The 15,910-nt window shown below is 53.7% G+C and carries 18 protein-coding genes; 6 read left to right on the top strand and 12 right to left on the bottom strand.

The window, feature by feature from the left end; all coding sequences use genetic code 11:
- The first annotated feature begins 289 nt into the window (after window positions 1-289).
- Window positions 290-883 carry a M23 family metallopeptidase gene (locus ACN08V_RS09445; protein ID WP_419105371.1) on the top strand — a complete coding sequence of 198 codons (594 nt, stop codon included), beginning with the start codon at window positions 290-292 and terminating at the stop codon, window positions 881-883.
- Window positions 884-968: 85 nt separating this feature from the next.
- On the opposite strand, the gene ACN08V_RS09440 is transcribed toward ACN08V_RS09445, so the two are convergent.
- The 6 genes from ACN08V_RS09440 to ACN08V_RS09415 all read right to left on the bottom strand — a co-directional run bounded on the left by ACN08V_RS09440 (window position 969) and on the right by ACN08V_RS09415 (window position 8,336).
- The gene (locus tag ACN08V_RS09440; protein ID WP_419105370.1) at window positions 969-2,021 is read right to left on the bottom strand and encodes a hypothetical protein; all 1,053 of its coding nucleotides are present in this window, start codon (window positions 2,019-2,021) and stop codon (window positions 969-971) included.
- Window positions 2,022-2,239: 218 nt separating this feature from the next.
- Window positions 2,240-2,998 carry a dethiobiotin synthase gene (gene bioD / locus ACN08V_RS09435; protein ID WP_419105369.1) on the bottom strand — a complete coding sequence of 253 codons (759 nt, stop codon included), beginning with the start codon at window positions 2,996-2,998 and terminating at the stop codon, window positions 2,240-2,242.
- Window positions 2,988-4,187, bottom strand: a complete 1,200-nt coding sequence (locus tag ACN08V_RS09430; protein WP_419105368.1) for a cytochrome P450 — start codon at window positions 4,185-4,187, stop codon at window positions 2,988-2,990. Before ACN08V_RS09430 ends, bioD begins: the two co-directional genes overlap by 11 nt.
- Window positions 4,184-5,308 (bottom strand): aminotransferase class I/II-fold pyridoxal phosphate-dependent enzyme, encoded by a 1,125-nt coding sequence (locus ACN08V_RS09425; protein ID WP_419105367.1) that lies wholly within the window; start codon window positions 5,306-5,308, stop codon window positions 4,184-4,186. Before ACN08V_RS09425 ends, ACN08V_RS09430 begins: the two co-directional genes overlap by 4 nt.
- Window positions 5,308-6,681 (bottom strand): adenosylmethionine--8-amino-7-oxononanoate transaminase, encoded by a 1,374-nt coding sequence (gene bioA / locus ACN08V_RS09420; protein ID WP_419105366.1) that lies wholly within the window; start codon window positions 6,679-6,681, stop codon window positions 5,308-5,310. Before bioA ends, ACN08V_RS09425 begins: the two co-directional genes overlap by 1 nt.
- Before the next feature lie 563 nt (window positions 6,682-7,244).
- Window positions 7,245-8,336: a site-specific integrase gene (locus tag ACN08V_RS09415; RefSeq protein WP_419105365.1), complete on the bottom strand. Its 1,092-nt coding sequence runs from the start codon at window positions 8,334-8,336 to the stop codon at window positions 7,245-7,247.
- Window positions 8,337-8,622: 286 nt separating this feature from the next.
- Between ACN08V_RS09415 and ACN08V_RS09410 the strand changes: the two genes are divergently transcribed.
- Window positions 8,623-9,141 (top strand): ImmA/IrrE family metallo-endopeptidase, encoded by a 519-nt coding sequence (locus tag ACN08V_RS09410; RefSeq protein ID WP_419105364.1) that lies wholly within the window; start codon window positions 8,623-8,625, stop codon window positions 9,139-9,141.
- Between the two features lie 11 nt (window positions 9,142-9,152).
- Complete coding sequence (locus tag ACN08V_RS09405; protein ID WP_419105363.1) at window positions 9,153-9,530, top strand: hypothetical protein; 378 nt, start codon at window positions 9,153-9,155, stop codon at window positions 9,528-9,530.
- Between the two features lie 58 nt (window positions 9,531-9,588).
- On the opposite strand, the gene ACN08V_RS09400 is transcribed toward ACN08V_RS09405, so the two are convergent.
- From ACN08V_RS09400 to ACN08V_RS09385, 4 genes are all read right to left on the bottom strand, one after another.
- Window positions 9,589-9,798 (bottom strand): helix-turn-helix transcriptional regulator, encoded by a 210-nt coding sequence (locus tag ACN08V_RS09400; protein WP_419105362.1) that lies wholly within the window; start codon window positions 9,796-9,798, stop codon window positions 9,589-9,591.
- A gap of 443 nt (window positions 9,799-10,241) precedes the next feature.
- Window positions 10,242-11,921 (bottom strand): 3'-5' exonuclease, encoded by a 1,680-nt coding sequence (locus ACN08V_RS09395; RefSeq protein ID WP_419105361.1) that lies wholly within the window; start codon window positions 11,919-11,921, stop codon window positions 10,242-10,244.
- 13 nt (window positions 11,922-11,934) lie between these two features.
- Window positions 11,935-12,348 carry an ImmA/IrrE family metallo-endopeptidase gene (locus ACN08V_RS09390; RefSeq protein ID WP_419105360.1) on the bottom strand — a complete coding sequence of 138 codons (414 nt, stop codon included), beginning with the start codon at window positions 12,346-12,348 and terminating at the stop codon, window positions 11,935-11,937.
- The gene (locus ACN08V_RS09385) at window positions 12,329-12,727 is read right to left on the bottom strand and encodes a helix-turn-helix domain-containing protein (RefSeq protein ID WP_419105359.1); all 399 of its coding nucleotides are present in this window, start codon (window positions 12,725-12,727) and stop codon (window positions 12,329-12,331) included. Before ACN08V_RS09385 ends, ACN08V_RS09390 begins: the two co-directional genes overlap by 20 nt.
- A 97-nt stretch (window positions 12,728-12,824) precedes the next feature.
- Between ACN08V_RS09385 and ACN08V_RS09380 the strand changes: the two genes are divergently transcribed.
- Both ACN08V_RS09380 and ACN08V_RS09375 read left to right on the top strand, forming a co-directional pair.
- Window positions 12,825-13,052, top strand: a complete 228-nt coding sequence (locus ACN08V_RS09380; protein WP_419105358.1) for a helix-turn-helix domain-containing protein — start codon at window positions 12,825-12,827, stop codon at window positions 13,050-13,052.
- 172 nt (window positions 13,053-13,224) lie between these two features.
- Window positions 13,225-13,470 (top strand): hypothetical protein, encoded by a 246-nt coding sequence (locus tag ACN08V_RS09375; protein WP_419105357.1) that lies wholly within the window; start codon window positions 13,225-13,227, stop codon window positions 13,468-13,470.
- On the opposite strand, the gene ACN08V_RS09370 is transcribed toward ACN08V_RS09375, so the two are convergent.
- Both ACN08V_RS09370 and ACN08V_RS09365 read right to left on the bottom strand, forming a co-directional pair.
- Window positions 13,457-14,161 carry a hypothetical protein gene (locus tag ACN08V_RS09370; RefSeq protein WP_419105356.1) on the bottom strand — a complete coding sequence of 235 codons (705 nt, stop codon included), beginning with the start codon at window positions 14,159-14,161 and terminating at the stop codon, window positions 13,457-13,459. The two genes, ACN08V_RS09375 and ACN08V_RS09370, sit on opposite strands and share 14 nt — an antisense overlap.
- 368 nt (window positions 14,162-14,529) lie before the next feature.
- Window positions 14,530-15,360 (bottom strand): hypothetical protein, encoded by an 831-nt coding sequence (locus ACN08V_RS09365; RefSeq protein ID WP_419105355.1) that lies wholly within the window; start codon window positions 15,358-15,360, stop codon window positions 14,530-14,532.
- A 105-nt stretch (window positions 15,361-15,465) separates the two neighbouring features.
- Here ACN08V_RS09365 and ACN08V_RS09360 point away from each other — a divergent pair.
- On the top strand, window positions 15,466-15,910 hold a 445-nt coding region (locus tag ACN08V_RS09360), incomplete at its 3' end, for a hypothetical protein (protein WP_419105354.1).

The following is a 15,910-nucleotide window of genomic DNA, read 5'->3' as shown; positions in this document are numbered from 1 at the left end:
GCTGCTGGGTGTTACGCGACGTCAGATCCGGTTGAATGCCGGGCAGGTAAACCTGTCAGGCTTCAGCGGAGGAGTCACCATGTAAAAAGGCTTCCCCTTACCGTTTTGTGTTCCGCTCAGGGCGGGGTGACAAACGGCAAACTGCAATCTACGACTATACCGCATTTTTGAGCTTTAAGCACAGGGGTTTGGGGGCTTGCGGTGGCAGTTTTCCAGTGGTAGATATCGGATTACTCCTAGGGAGCAGGTACCGGGGTAAGGGGTGCTTCTTCTAGGGAGGTTATAGCCCGTGATTCTTTGTGCACCGCGCGGCAAGCCGGAATTCAGAACTATCTACTTACGGTCGGGTTGGCAGTGGCTGGCCTACTGCCTGTGTGCCCTCTTAGGGGTCATAGTCTCTAGTCCCTGTGCGGAGGCAGGCAACACCGTGTGGCAGGCACCGCTAGCGGGCCAACTAACGGTGGTGAAGGCTTTTGAGAAGCCAGCCGCCAAGTGGAGCGCCGGGCACCGAGGGGTAGACCTAGCTTTAGAAGCTGACGGAAAGGTTCTAGCTCCGGCAGCAGGGACGGTTGTCTTTTCGGGCACCGTAGTGGACCGGCAGGTCATAACACTGGAACACCCCGATGGCCGCAGGTCAAGTTTTGAACCGATCACCGACCCGCTACCTGTCGGCGCCACTGTAGCCGCCGGAGATCCTATCGCCCGCCTTGACCCGCTTATTCAGCACTGCCCAGAAGGCTATTGTTTACACTGGGGCGTCCGAGAGCCGACGAGCACTCAATCCACTGCAGCTCACGGCATGGGCTACATTAACCCGCTCCTCTTACTGGGGTTGGAGGAGCCCAGTATTCTCCTACCCATCGGGAGTGACTTCGCGGCCTAGACGCCAAAAGCTCCGGGCCAGTGGGCCCGGAGCTTTTGAGTAAGGCTAAGGTGGCTCAATAGCTAGAGCACCGCAGGCCTATAGTCTAGTTCCTCTGCATTGCAGTTGAGCTAGCCATACGAGCGCCTAAGCGACCGGTGAAGGAGGTGATGCAAGCTGCAAGGAGCAGACCCACAAAGGCCCACAGGGAGTACTTAGCTGCCTGGTTGCTAGCGTCCTCAGCAATCTGAGCGCTCTTCTCTACAGCAGAATCCAGCTGATCTGAGATGTCATTAAGAGCCTGCTCAGTTTTAGTGCTGGCTTCCTTGAAGGACTTTTCGATGTTGTCAGCTGCTGACTGAGCTTCTGCGGGGGTCAGATCGGTGTTGCGGCTAAGCTCAGCAACGATCTCGTCCTTGTCGATACCATCAGAAATTTTAGAAGCACGGTCGGTAATCTTCTTACCCAGGTCGTCGGTAACAGTGCCCAGGTCTTCGCCGTCGACGATTACGCGCTTACCGGCGTTCTGAAGGTCGGTCAGTGATTCCTGGAGCTGGTTGTTGAGGTAGTCAGGCTGGAGCTCTTCGATCTGGGTCTTTTTGAGTGCCGTAACGACATCATCGCTCAGACCGGATGCCTTGACGGCCAGTTCATCGCCGCTAGGAAGATCAACGGCATCCCCGAGCAGGTCAGCAGCGGAGCCACTAGCGCTGGCAACGCCTGATCCTACGGACCCAACGACACTGCCGAGGGTGTTAAAGGCGCTAGTAACGGAGGTGGAAATCATGACCAGGGCAACGATCAGACCAAGTGCCCAGGTCAGGAAGCCGTGGATTAAACCAGCGCGGCTTGCCGTCAGGCCGGAAATAAAACCTGCTGCTGCCAGAGAAAGAATCAGTGAGAAAATGGACCACACCAGTAGGCCAGTGCCTACACCCTGCGTGGGATTATCTGAGGTGAAGTCCACCCCGCCTAAGCCGATAGCAACGCCAACGAGGGAAAAAAGAACGCTAAGTGCAATGAAGGTGATAACACCGGCAAAGATGCTGGGCCAGGAAAGATTTTCTCCTGCCTCATTGCGAATTAGGCTTGAAAAACGGTGGGATGAGGCTGGCGAGACCACAGCGGTCTTCTCAGCGAGCTGCTTATCAGGGGACATAGAAAGTTCCTAAAATTAAGGGGACAGTAAAGAATTTCAGTTTGCCCTGGCATTAAGCAATCGAAAAAATGTTGATACTTATTTGTATTCTCCATACAACCTATAGGGATACTGAGAATTAAGCAAGTAAAATTATGTGTATTTGGCCACTAAAGCCTTCCTTCAGCTATAGCGACCTCTAGCCCCCCCTACGCCCACCCAAAACTCATCTGGCCCACCTAGGCAACCAGGGCACCGAAGAGCTGCTGAGCCGTCACCCTGAAATCTTCCAGGGCCGCATCAGGCCACAGCAGATCATGGCTTTCACCGGCGCTAAAGCCCCGCCCCAACCCAGCCGGTATCCGAGCAAGGACCCGATAGCCCATCTCGGTCAAGGCACACACATTACTCTCTTCGATGTAGCTAGGTTGGGCAGGCCAGGAGCCAATGATAAGGCCCTCCACCGGAAGATTGAGCTGACTCAGGTACGAAACGGTGAGCTGGCAGTGGTTAAGGGTTCCCAGCCCGCTTCGAGCAACCAGGAAAGTTTTTGCTCTGTGCCCGGCCTGGGTAAGAAGCTCAATCAAGTGGGCATGGTTGTAGGGCCTGTAGGTGGAGCCAGGCTCCCCCTCAGCCATATCCACAGTGACACCGCCCGATCCTTCGACAATAACAGCATCATAGTCGGCTGAGAGAAGGCCGATACGTTCAGCATGTTTCTGCAGGCTCGGTAGGGTAAAACCGTCAAGCCTGGCGGCGGCTACCGGGGCCAGAGGGCGGCTTGCTCTGCTTCCCTCAAAGGCCCTTGCACCCGACAGATAGGCGGCAAAATCAGCGTCACCGGGCTGGCCCGGTCCAACACCCGTTTGGGCTGGCTTGTAGATAGCGACCCGTTTGCCGGCCTGTTCCAGGGCAGATGCTAGGCAGGCGGTTGCCAGGGTCTTGCCCACATCGGTATCCGTACCGACGATATGGTAAATCACGGCACTAGAACTCATTTCTCACCTCAAATTTCAGCTCCAGCGGAGCGCGGTAGGACAGCAGATCAAGCCAGCGGGGTTCCTCAGCCAGGTGCAGGCTCAGCTTTTCGTGCTCAAGCCAGCAAGCCAGCTCATGAAGCATCCAGGTAGATTCTGACTCGGCTAAGAGGGCACCCAGGCAACGGTGGGCACCCCAGCCGAAGGCCAGGCGGTAGTCATCACTCTGCTGGCCGCTAACCTCTAGCAGGACCTCCTGCCCCGCATGGACAGGGCACCCTCCGATGGAACTGTCGGCGGTAGCTACCCGTCGCCAAGTCGGCACAGAAGATTCCGCCTGGAGCACCGCACGCACCAGCTCTTGAGCCCGAGAAAAGTCGGTGCACTGCCCCAGGGTAATGCCCCACTGCTGAATGACTCCGGCGTGGAGGATTGAGTTCATGAGCAGGCAGGTGGTGTACTGGCCTGCTATGGCTAAGAAATAGGCCAGCGAGACAATCCGCGCGCTCTCAATCTTCTGGTTGGCAAGCGCACCGAAAAGGGTTTCTGGCCGCTCAGCACACCCAGCAACCAGAGCTGAAAGCTTGCGGTGGAACTGCCCTGCCCGGTGGGCCAGTTCCTGCTGGCGTTCAGGTTCTACCCAACCCCAGAAGAGTTCGAGTGAGTCCAGGGAATAACGAGCAAGTTCAGCTTCATCGAGTCCCTGGGCGAGGTAGTCCTGGCTGGGTACACCGGTGAGTTTCTGCATCAGAGCCACTGGCAGCAGGTGAAAAACCGCCAGCTGCCCCCTACCCGGTGCCCGCTCAGCGAGCACCTCTTTCATCCGGGCCCGCACCCCTTCCTCCTGGGCGCGTACCTTCTGGGGCGTGAAAAAAGAAGCCACCAGCTGACGCACCGAACGGTGAAGCTCTCCCTTTGCGCTGGCTAAGACCTCCGGCAGAGAGAACCCATAGGACAGCAGGATCCGCAAGGAGGCCGGCTCCAAATGAGTAACAGCGGTGAGTGCATTATCGGGGGCAAGAGTTTCGGTGTCGCCCATAACCTGCCGAATAGCCTCAGAACCACCCACCAGCAGGTAAGGGTTCTCCCCCGGAACAGGCCAGTACCCCTGCGAAAGTTCAGCCCTGCTAACCAATTTTTGCCCATTGGTTGGCAGACTCATATCCCAGACAAACGACTCATACTGGGAGTGCTCTAGTGGCGCGCTCAAAGGGCCACTTCCTCTCCTACTAGGTCAAGTGCTCTCTGCAAGACTTGAGAATCGAGGCCTGCCTGAGCAGTCAGTCTCAGACGAGCTATACCATCGGGCACAGCAGGTGGACGAAAACAGCCTACTGCCAGACCGCGTGAAGCAAGACGCTCCTGTATCTGACGGGCGCACCCCGACCCCTGCCTGATAGGTAGAGACTGCACAGCACCAGCAGCTGGTTCCAGCCCCAGCTGGCCGCTGATGAGCTGTGCGCAGACCAGCACCTCGGCGCTTAAAGGCTGGCCCTCTTCACGGATAAGGCGGACACTCTCCAAGGCTGTTGCAGCGTTCACCGGGGAGAGAGCAGTATCAAAGATAAAGGAGCGAGCGCTATTTACCAGGTAATCTCGAATCCCCGCACGTGCAAGCACTGCCCCACCCTGGGAGGCAAGGGCCTTACCGAAGGAGAGGGTCACCGCGATATGTTCAGACCCGGCAAGACCGAACTCAGCCACCAGCCCCCGGCCAGCGCCACGTACCCCTATTGAGTGGGCCTCATCAACCACCAGCAGGGCATCGTAGCGCAGCGCCAGTTCAGAACAGGCCACTAGATCGGCGCTATCCCCCAACACCGAATAGATACCCTCAACCACCAGCAGCTTCACGGCATGAGAACTAGCTGCTAAAACCTGCTCAGCCTGGACCAGGTTGTTGTGTTCAAAAAACCTCACCTGCCCCTGCCCCAAACGAGCGGCATCGTGCAGGGAAGCATGAACGTGCTCATCCATCACCAGCAGGGTGTTGGGTCTGCTCAGCGCAGCCAGAAGCCCCAGGTTAGCAGCGTAACCGCTTGAAAAGACCAGGGCTGATTCTGCTCCAAGCAGGTCAGCCAAGGCCTCTTCTAGCTCACGGTGCACCGGCAGAGTACCGCTTACCACCCGCGAGCTACTGGCAGAAGCTCCGTAATCTGACAGCGCCCGATGACCCGCTTGGATCAGCCGGGGGTGATAGCGCAAACCCAGATAGTCGTTAGTTGCCAAGTCACAGGCGACCGGCCCCAAGACGGCAGCCTGACGTTCCAGCCCACGCGCCAGCCGTACCCTCTGTGCCTGTTCCACAAGACGCCGGTAACCGGTTGCCATCAGCCATACACCCTCTCAAGGGCACTACAGATACCCGCACCAATACGCTCCACATCGTGCGGGCTACTAATATAGGTCGGCATGGTATAGACCGTCTTACGGAAGGGGCGCACCCACACGCCGGCGTCTAAGGCACACTCGGTTACAGCAGGGATATCAACCTCCTGCACCAGCTCCACCACACCGATAGCACCCAGCACACGCACCTCCTGAACAATCTCAAGCTCACGGGCAGGGGCAAGGCCCTTATGCAGATCCTCACCAATGATGGGAACCTTATCCGACCACAGGGAGCTGGGGTATCCCTCCGCGGCGGGCAGGGTACCCGTCAGCAAGTCAAGGGAAGCGCAGGAAACCGCGCTCGCCAGTGGGTTGCCCATAAAGGTTGGCCCGTGCATCAGTGCCTTATGCACAGAATTGCTGATCACATCGGCCACAGGACTAGTCACCAGAGTTGCCGCCTGCGTTAGATACCCGCCGGTCAAGGCCTTGCCCACCGTCATCACATCGGGAGTCACCCCAGCCCACTCAGCAGCAAACAACCGCCCCGTTCGCCCAAAACCGGTCGCAATTTCGTCAAAAATCAGCAGAAGACCGTGCTCATCAGCTAGGGCACGCAGATGATTGAGACACCTGGGGTGGTAGAAGAACATGCCGCCAGCTCCCTGAACCACAGGCTCAAGAATCAGGGCAGCAGACTCTTGTGCGTAGCGGCCTACCAGGGTGCTCACTGTTTCTTCCCACTGCATTTGCTCGGTCTCATCGCATTCCCAGGTATCACTCTGGGGCAGGTAACGGGCGGCAGGTGGGCGGGGCACAAAGAACTGAGAAGTAACCAGGTGGGAAAAATCGCGGTGCATACTCCCAGCGGGGTCGCTGACTCCCATGGCGCCGATGGTGTCGCCGTGATAACCGCCCTCCAGAGCAATAAAACGGCGACGCTCAGGCTTACCCAGAGCGCTCTGGTACTGGACAGCCAGTTTGAGAGCAACCTCCACAGAGATGGAACCTGAATCAGCCAGAAAGACGTGGTTGAGCCCCTCGGGGCTCAGTGCGACCAGCCGCTCAGCTAGCTCAATAGCAGGCTGATGGGTTAGCCCACCAAACATCACATGAGAAAAACGGGTTGCCTGTTCAGCCAGCGCCCGGTCAAGGGCAGGGTTGCGGTAGCCGTGGACCTGGCACCACCAGGAACTCATCGCATCGAGTGCGGAATAGGTGACTCCTTGAGCGCTTTGTAGCGTAATGACACTCCCCTGCGCTTCTGTTACGGCATATAGGGGGCGTGATTCCAAGGGAGCATAGGGGTGCCAGAGGAGGCCACGATCACGTTCAATCAGCGACTTTGCTGGAGCATATGTTTTTTTGAACACTGTTCAATTTTAGGTGATTGATTGGGCAAGCTCCAAACAAGAAACCTGCGAAAAGGAACTACCCCAAGTCATACGCCATAAGTGATACACACCTCATTCTATGCTGAAGCTCTCACCAGATCGTGCTAGCTAGCCAACAAAAGGATGCCCATAGAGGAGGTATAGATGCTGAAAATCCTAGCTACTGCAATTGCTGCCATCCTCATTTTCAACCTGCTCTTCGCCCTCTTTCTCCTCTACCACTACTTCTATTTGACCCCAAAATGGCAACGCGAAAGAGCGGAGTCCATAAGAGCCCAAGAGGAAGAAAACCAAAAACAACCATCATGAAAAGCCACCGAAAAAGAGAAACCCCTTGCCCCACAGCAGGTGAGACAAAGGGTTCGTGAGTAGGGCCTGCGGGGCTTGAACCCGCGACCAAGGGAATTGAAGTAAAACACCCACACCAATCCACACCAACCAATATAAGCCCATGTCAAAAACAGGTTGCGCTCGCTGGCTGATTATTTCAGCTTGTCAAAAAGTGCTTATTTTTGCCTCACACTAGATGACCATTAGATGACTTACGCGAGGACATCGAGCACGCTAGTGACGTTCGGTGCGACCTTCTGCTGGACAATGTAATTACGAATGGTAACTTCCTCACTGGAATGCCCGAGCAGTGATGCTGCGACTCCGGCTCCGGCGCTTTCGGCAACGATGGTGGCCACGGTTGAGCGTGCTGTGTGCGGGGTGACCCAGTCCAGTTCTGTGCCTGCCAGCATTTTGCGTAGGCGCTTGCGGTAGTTGTTGCCGTTCATCACGGTGCCGGCAGTTGAGGGGAAGACCCACGGGCACCATTGCTTGCGCTGCAGGAGCATGTGAAGGGTGAAGGTTGGCAGGTAGATGGTTTGCAGGGAGCCTTCGGATTTGGGCATGGGCTCCCAGGCTGTTTTGCCGCTGCTTTCTTTGACCGCCCCGGCGATGGTGGCTGTTCCTGCGATGAGGTCGATATCTTCCCAACGCAGGCCCAATGCTTCAGAGATGCGACAGCCTGTGCCGAGCATGAGGTCAAATACATCAAGCACATCCCCGTTCAGTATGGTGCGTAGTTGCTTGACCTGCTCGGCAGTGAGGGCTCGGGTGACTTTCTCGCGCTTGACGGTGACTGTTGGCACTCCGTCTACTGGGTTGCGTAGTAGGGCATCATGCATGACAGCCAGACCGAATATATTTTTGAGGATCATGCGCAGGTGCTTGGCGTTGGTTGCACCGTGGTCTTTGTGCACGCTGGTGATAAAGGCGGTGAGGGTTCCGGTGGTGGCTTCAATCAGGAGGGCGTCACCGATAGCTGGTATGAGGTAGGAGTCGATGAGGTAGCGGTAGCGGTGGATTGTGCCGGCGGTTTTGTCACCTTTGGCTGTGAAGTCTTCCCACCATTGTTCGGTGGCTTGCGCGATAGTGCTTTCGCCGGTAAGGTCTTTTGATCCAGTGGTGAAGTTTTTGAGCTTGGCCAAAACGGCTCGTGATGCGTCTGACCGGGTGGAAGCGGTGGCCTGAACTAGGCGTATCTTGCCATCTATATGGCGGTAGCGTACCCGTGCCCTGTATTTCTTTTGGGCTAGGCGGGTAACGGTCACCTCCCCGTGCTCCCCTAGTCTGAGCCTGCTGGTCATGCGCTCCCCTTGGTTGGGTAGAAGATTTGTTCGATTATTGTTAATGGTAGCTGAGGTGGGGAACTATGGGGCTTCACCCCATTCGGCTAAGGGTTTGGCTCCACTATCATCTGGAGCCCTGATGACCTAAAAGTCTCGCAGTAAATTCTCAGCTTTTTCTCTCCTCCAAAACTTCTATGTGTCCAACAAGGTCTTACCTAGATAACCTAAAGTAAGTTAGACTTCCGATATAGACTGTTCTATTCGTGTCCCCGCCTCAGCGCATTCCAGGAGAAAGGAGAAGGCAATGGCCAAGCCTGATGAGAAAACTCTCGTTTACCAAGCAGCCAGAGAAGAGGCCGCAAAAGCCCTCGAAGCATTCGGTAGCGCTCTTACCTTCCCTGTTGACCTCTCGGTGATTTCTGAGCTGATGTACGCCGAGTGGCAACTGGATGACCAGCTGGGAGATATCTCTGGGATGATTCTCAAAGAACCAGGTCAGCCGGCACAAATCCTTCTTAATAAGAAGGACTCGGCTGAGCGTCAGCGCTTTACCTGGGCACACGAGCTAGGCCACCTAGCCGAACGTACCACGCTAGCTGAAGACTTCGATTACTCATTCGTTGACCTACGGAAGCCTGGTAGCTACTACAGCATCCATGAGTTCTATGCTGATGAGTTTGCGGGTTCTTTACTCATGCCTGCCTCAAAAGTTGACCAGCTCCAGAAGGATGGTAAAAGCCTGGTGGAGATGGCTCGCTTCTTTGGGGTTTCATTGCCTGCCTTGAATATGCGTTTGCATCGTCTAACCGTAAACCCAGAGTAGGGTGTAGCACTATGGCAGCAGCAGGTGGTAACTGGAATCAATATCGCGACTATGCTCAAGCATCATTGGGTGGTTCGGAGGTTACAAAAGACCTCCCCAAAGACCCCGAGGTACAGCGCAAGCTTAAGCTCATCAATGACGGTCTTGATCAGAATCTATCTCATCAGAAGACTATATTCAGGGTTATTATCTGGGTAGTCATTGGCTCCCTAATAACTATCGTGGTGCTCAACGCTTCTGCCGCTATGTGGGGAACCCACCTTGAGCCGGCTGTACTTATCTCCTTTAATGCGTCAATTGCGGTACAGTCTTTCCTCCTACTTGGTGTTATTGCCCGCTCTCTCTTCCCTGCACCCGGCAAGCAGGCTGAGGAAAAAACTGAGAATTAAGTATTTAGACGCAGTCAAGCCCCGGCTACTCATTAGAGTGACCGGGGCTTTCTTGTGCCTATTTATCCTCAGTAGATGCTTTGAGGTCGGTGCGTGCTCCCCTGCCTGGGCGTGAGGCTATCCAGGCATCTATGGTTTCTTCCGTCCATCCTTTGTATCTGTTGCCTATGATGACGTCTGGTTCTGGGAGTTTGTAGTGTCCCATGGCGCCTTGGGTGATGCCGAGTTTTTTGGCGATGTCTCCGGTGGATAGGTAGTGTTTGGTCATTTTCTTTGTTTTTTCCAGGTTTTGATAGCTAATAGGGCTAGCCCAGTGTTCGCAATGGTTACGGGTATGAACCAGGCCGCCCGTCCGCTGGTGGCTAGGAAGGCGAGGGATAGTGTGAGGAGTACTGTGAGGGTTGTGTACTGTGTTTTCATGGTGTAGGTTTTTTCCTAGTGGCCTGCTGGCCTTGAGGTAGTTGCGTTATCTCAAGTCCAGCAGGCTGTTTTATTTGTCCCAGTCTTTGATGATCTTGGCTATTTGCAAGACCCCTAGGACTATGGCCACGAGGTAGGCCATGTTTTCTAGGTTCAAACCGTTTCCTCCTTTCTTCACTTATAACTATACAGTAAAACATGTATTAGCTCAATCTGGGGAGGCACAAAATTTCCACAAAACCAAAAAATATCCCGGCCACTCTAATGAATGACCGGGGAACCTGTTGAGACTTAGGCTTGTGAGGCGAGGGCAGCAATAATGAGTGCACAGGCTTCGGCATCGGAGTCTGCGTCGTGATGACGGAGGTTGAACCCTGGCACTAGGGCTTGAGTTACGGTAGGGAGTTTGTAATTCTGCAACCCAGGCACCAGTTTTTCTGCTGTTCTGTAGGAGCAGAAAAAGCGGGCTGGAAGCGTATCGGTTCCATAGAAGTCATCAAGAGCACGCCACACGTCGGCATCGAAAGATGCGTTATGTGCGTATACGGGCAAACCATCACAAAATTCTTGTACCCAGGTGGCGATGTCTTGCCATGTTGGGGCACGTTTAACATTGCGTGCTGAGATTTTGTGGATGTGGGTGTATTCGAATTGATCGAGACCTGTTGGAGGTTTGATCAAGGAGCTTACTTTTTCAACGATTTTTCCTGAGGAGTATTTTACGAGAGCAATCTGGCATGCTGATGCCCCATGCTGATTTGCAGTTTCAAAGTCAACAGCGACAAAAGATGGGCTGGATAGAATCTCGGATGGTGCCACCCAGCTAGATCGGCGGCCCCGACTAGCAGATTGGCGACCCTGACTAGCATAAGGAACCTGAGGTGAGACTGCTGATTTCCCGCTAGATGGTGCCTTCGACTTCTGCCCTTTGGTTGCTTTTTGGTGCTCTTTTTCTAGCTCGAGATAGTGTTTCCACCGGGCCCGATGTATGCTTGGGTCTTCGCCTCGTTGCTTAGCTAGTAGTTCTTGCGCTCTAGCTAGGCGTTTCTGTAGCTGAATGCGTTTATCCTCCCGGGGCGGCGGAAAGTTCAAAGCTAGCCAGCCTTCAATTGTCTCAACCTCGCTCTGGTAGTCCTTTTGCTTGTGCTGAATTGTAGCTACCTGTAAAACGTAGAACTCCATAACATTGACTGGGTTCTGGCGAGATGCATTGACCATTGCCTCCATACAACCATTAGCGAGACTGAGCGCCTGAGTCAGGTGACCGTCTCGTTTATGGGCATTGATATCATCCACCCAATCGCAAATGTTGCGCCCCTTATACTTGGGCATGAACCAGCCGTCAGAATCCTCGCTAAGTTCTTTGCCGGTGGCATAGGTATTGAGGGTCTTTTGAGCTGGTTCCGCGAGAGGACTTGGCCGGGGGTTCTCATCTTTTCGTGCGGTATTGGCTGGAGCAGGAGTATGTGTTCTAGTCTCCGCTGGAGCTGTCTGTAACTTCGCTTGTGTGTTCGAGACAGCTTCTGTCTTTTTCTCTTTTCTAAGGGATGCACGTTCTTTGTGCACGGCGTGCATTGCCGCTTCAGTAATTTGGCTGACCCGTTCTTGTGCTTCTATCTCAGCTCGCTGGCCTTCTAACTTGATGTTCTCTAGCTCTCTTCGAGCATCAAAGACGTACCTTGATAGGTCGAGAGCTTCTTTGCCACCGTAAGATTCAATAATTGATTCTAGGTGTGCGATATGTTGCAAGAGCTCTGCTTGTTTGTTGGCCAAGCCAGCGATCTCTTGGGCCATGGCTTTTAGGCGGGTACTTTTGAAGCCTTTCTTGAAGGCTACCAATACCTGTTCAGGAGTATATGGTTGTTGTGTCATGGTTAAAAAGATACGGTTATTAACCCTTACTCCCCGGTAACTTACGGCTTTTAGGTAGTAAAAAACCTGCTCCCTCTGTAACAAAGGAGCAGGTTTCACCCACAGGAGTAGCTCAAGCCACCAAGTCCTCACCGATGATGCTCATTGGGTGCGCTCGCACCCAGGCGTTCAGGAGCCGGTCGGTGATGCCTAGTTCGCGGGCTACTTTTGCCCCGTCGTCGGGGTACATGGCGGCAGCCTGCCGGAAGGCTGTGGGGTCGATGAGCAGTTCAGCTGCCTGTAGGTCGCGCTTAGCTTCAATAGCTGGGGAGTTGAGAACATGGAGGTAGGGCTCATCACCGGCTATGACATGCATGAGGTCGTGGGTGAGAGCGCAGCGTTCTTGTGTCTGGGATAGGCGGGTATCGACGATAATTCGTGCCCCGTCCCAGTAGGCGTGTAGGCCGCCGGCTAGTTTGCGGTAGATGATTTGGATTCCCAGTTCGTCGGCAAGGGTATAGGGGTCTTTAGTCCTCGATGTAATCAACGCCCTTCTCCTCGTCTGAGTCGTAGGCGGCCAGGGAGTAGCCGGCGCGGGTTTCGGGGACCCACTCCCCTGCCTGGTTGTAATGACCGCCAGGACGCTGTTCGTTGACCTGGTTTCGTCGGGCAGCAAGGACGGCACGCTCGGCATCAAGGACTACCTGTTGAGGTGACACACCCAGAACTTTGCAGATAGCCTCAAGCTCATTTAGGTTCAATGGCTGAACATTGGTTCCGATCAATCGACTCAAAGTAGATTTTGGAATGCCAGCTAGCTCACCCAACATGCGTTGAGATATATTTCGCCTTCCCATCCAGCCACGAATTTCGGCGTGAACGGCTGCGCTGAAGGCGCTTGGTGGGTCCTGTTTTCTCTGTACCATGTCTCAAAATATAGCCCATCTAAAAAATAAATTCCATAAATAGTTGACACTGTCCCAAATAAGGAACTATGGTTGAGCTATCGAAAGGAGGGGAAAGATGCTCAACAACCTAGCCTCAAACAACATTAGAGCAGAACTTGCACGCCGAAACATTTCCGCCTCACAAGCCGCTGAGGTTCTCGGCATTTCAAAACAGGCATTCTCAAATCGCATGACAAACAAAAAGCCCTTCAACATCGAAGAGCTCGAGAGGCTTGCGAATCATATGAATTGTCACATCTTTGAGCTACTCAAGTCGCCAGAGGAATCAGCACTAGCAGCCTAATTTTTTACCCAAAGTGTCCCAAATAAGGAACTTTCTGCGCTCGCAACTCCCCAGTAGCCAAGAGCTACCCGCTACTTCACAACCACATAGAGAAAACAAAACACAAAGAAAACCCCTCCCGCCAAAACAGGCAGAAGGGGCAACCATACATAGAAAGGAGGTGAACCCTGCAATGGCCAGGTTCACCCAAAAAACAAAACTCATCAAACACATGACCACAGATGAGCTCTCTGCTTTCCGTAAGTTACTTGAAGAACGTATCGCAGGGCATGTCTACCGCGTAAACGACGAAACGACATTCAAGACACCTATCAAAAAGCTCATCACCATAACACTCAACTCAGTCACCCTGCGGCTCTTTATTGAAAGCGGCGCTGAACTAAGAGAACGGCAAAAGGGCTCTTCTAAGACCCGGTGATCTGCTGAGCCATCTCTCCCGCTGTTAAAGCTAACGTCCATGCGCTGCCACCAGCCGCGCCCATGAAACCAGATGCGAAATGTCCAGCAGCCGTGTTAGCCCAGTCTTTCCAAGCACTAGCATTCTTCGAATTCTTAGTCTGATTGGCGGCTAATCCCAGAGCCATAGCTAGCTCGCTCAAGGCCCGCTCTTGTTCAAAAGTCGAGGCCACAGAATCAACAGAAAGGACCTTATAAGCGTGATGAAGAACCGTTTTCACATACCGCTTCAAATCATCGTTCAAATTACCGTCGGAATCTATTTCCTCAATCAAGCTCGGAAGAGCATCCGTCACCGACTGCATGGCACTAGCAGCAAGATCTCCGACCTGGTTTACCGGGTGATAACGGAAGTCATGTAAAAGACCGATGACATCTTCGTCAAGGTAATTGCTGTTGCCGTGGTTATTCCAGTTGTGCTGCGCATAAATCCAGTTCCAATATTTTGGAATCGCCCTGCGCAGCGGATGATCTTTTGGGAATGACCCATCTGCTTCTAGCAAATCCTCGATTTCTGTTAGGTAGAGAGTGGCTTGCTGGGTTTCACGAACCCTATCACCTAACAAGGACGACCTGCTATTGCTGGGCAGGTTTCCACTTTCCCACCAGGTCATAAGCAGCTCATACAAGAGCTCCGCAGAATTCTTAGTCAATACAACCTCCGTCAATCATTCAACGGTTAACAAGTATCTCGTTAACCCGCCCAGCGCGGAAGAACCGCCCCGGCCACTGTAGCCAAGAGCTACCCGCTACTTCACAACCGCATAGAGAACAAAACATAAAGAAAACCCCTCCCGCCAAAACAGGCAGAAGGGGCAACCATACATAGAAAGGAGAAGTCTCCATGGATTCACATAACCCATTTGATCGGCCATTCCCATACTGGAACATCTCGGACCTCTGGAAACCAAAATACTCTCTGCCCTATCAGGTAGAGCTTTCTATTCAAAAACAGCATCCAGGGCTAACAAAACGGCAAATTGCTGATATCTACCAGGTTACCTACCCGTTCGCTCTGCACTCAGCTATCCGCCATGCGAAAGCCATCGTCCTTAATGATCTGACAAACAGTCAGGGCAAGGTTGAACTGAGTACGCGCCTGCTCCGCCGTTGGGTTTCCTGGGGTCTGCCCATGATGCCCAGGCTCGTACGGCATCATCTTCAAGAGTTCAACAAACTTCAAGACAGACTCTTCGGAGCTATTGGCGGGGATTGCTGAAACCCACTTATGCGGAGCCTGCCTGATATCCCGAATCATCGAAGAAATTGTTGCCCGAGTGTTATTGGGGCTAACAATCGGATGCAACAGGAACTCAACCGCCTTCCGCGAAGCAGCCCAAGCCTCACCAGGGTCACCGTTATGGCCATAAGCATTTGCAAATGCCTGATGCAGATACTCGGAGCAAGCCTGATCAACACTCTTGGCCAGGTTCTCATAATGCTCCTGGGTTTCAGGAAGAACTCGGCGAACAAGACGCTGAGTTGCAGTATCGAAGCGCCAGTTGACGTTGTAGTGCAAGCATAAGGAATTTAGCGCTGCAGGAACTCCCCTATTTCTAGACTTAGCAGCCAGATATTCCACTGTATTGAGCAGTGGGATTTCGTCGGAAAAAGCGTATTCGAAAACCCTCCTAGACGCAGCCAACGGACGGTTGTATTGGTCCTTGTAAACAGGAATATTGCAGGCGCCAATGAGCGGTTCAAAATCAGGGCTGTATAAAGAGCCAATACCGTTTCCAAGCCAGTCGCTGACCGCCTTCAAAGTAACGGGGTCTTCGGAAAACTCATTCTTCAGCCGAACTGGTTCCTGCACTCCCATTCGAACCCCAAACGGCACCCACTGTTCTGACATTTCTTACCTCCAGATACTCATTCAACGGTTAACAAGTATCTCGTTAATCCACTGATTGATAAATCCTTCACCCGTATTCAACACCACTATCCCCAAGGAGACCCAATGCCCTGGACCGACCTACTCACTCCATTCCCTGGCGGAAACCGCCGCCTAGCGCTCACCGGGTTCCGAGCTTCCCTCAAGAAACTCGACTCGCTAGTAGAAGCTGTCATCAGTGATGAAGAAGCCCTCGATAACTATTGGGCAGACATCGTTAAAGAAACTGCCCTGCTCAAGGGCCTGCTGATTAGCACCGAGGAGCGGGAATGGAATCGCACACGACAACGGGATGCCAGGAATCCCCGCTTAGTCCACATAGTCCGAGAACGTGATGGGGACATCTGCCGCTACTGCGGGGTCACCGTTGACTGGGTTCACCGCGGTTCCAGCAACGCTGCCTGTTACTCCCACATCAATGTGGGGCAAGGGGCCAAAACGCCCGATGACATGGTTGTCTCCTGCGTAGCGTGCGACAAGCTGCGTTCACAGGACTACGCAGAAGGCAAGC

It is taken from the genome of Rothia sp. P5766 (assembly GCF_048513555.1).
GTDB lineage: Bacteria > Actinomycetota > Actinomycetes > Actinomycetales > Micrococcaceae > Rothia.
This window is presented reverse-complemented; position numbering and strand designations above follow the sequence as displayed.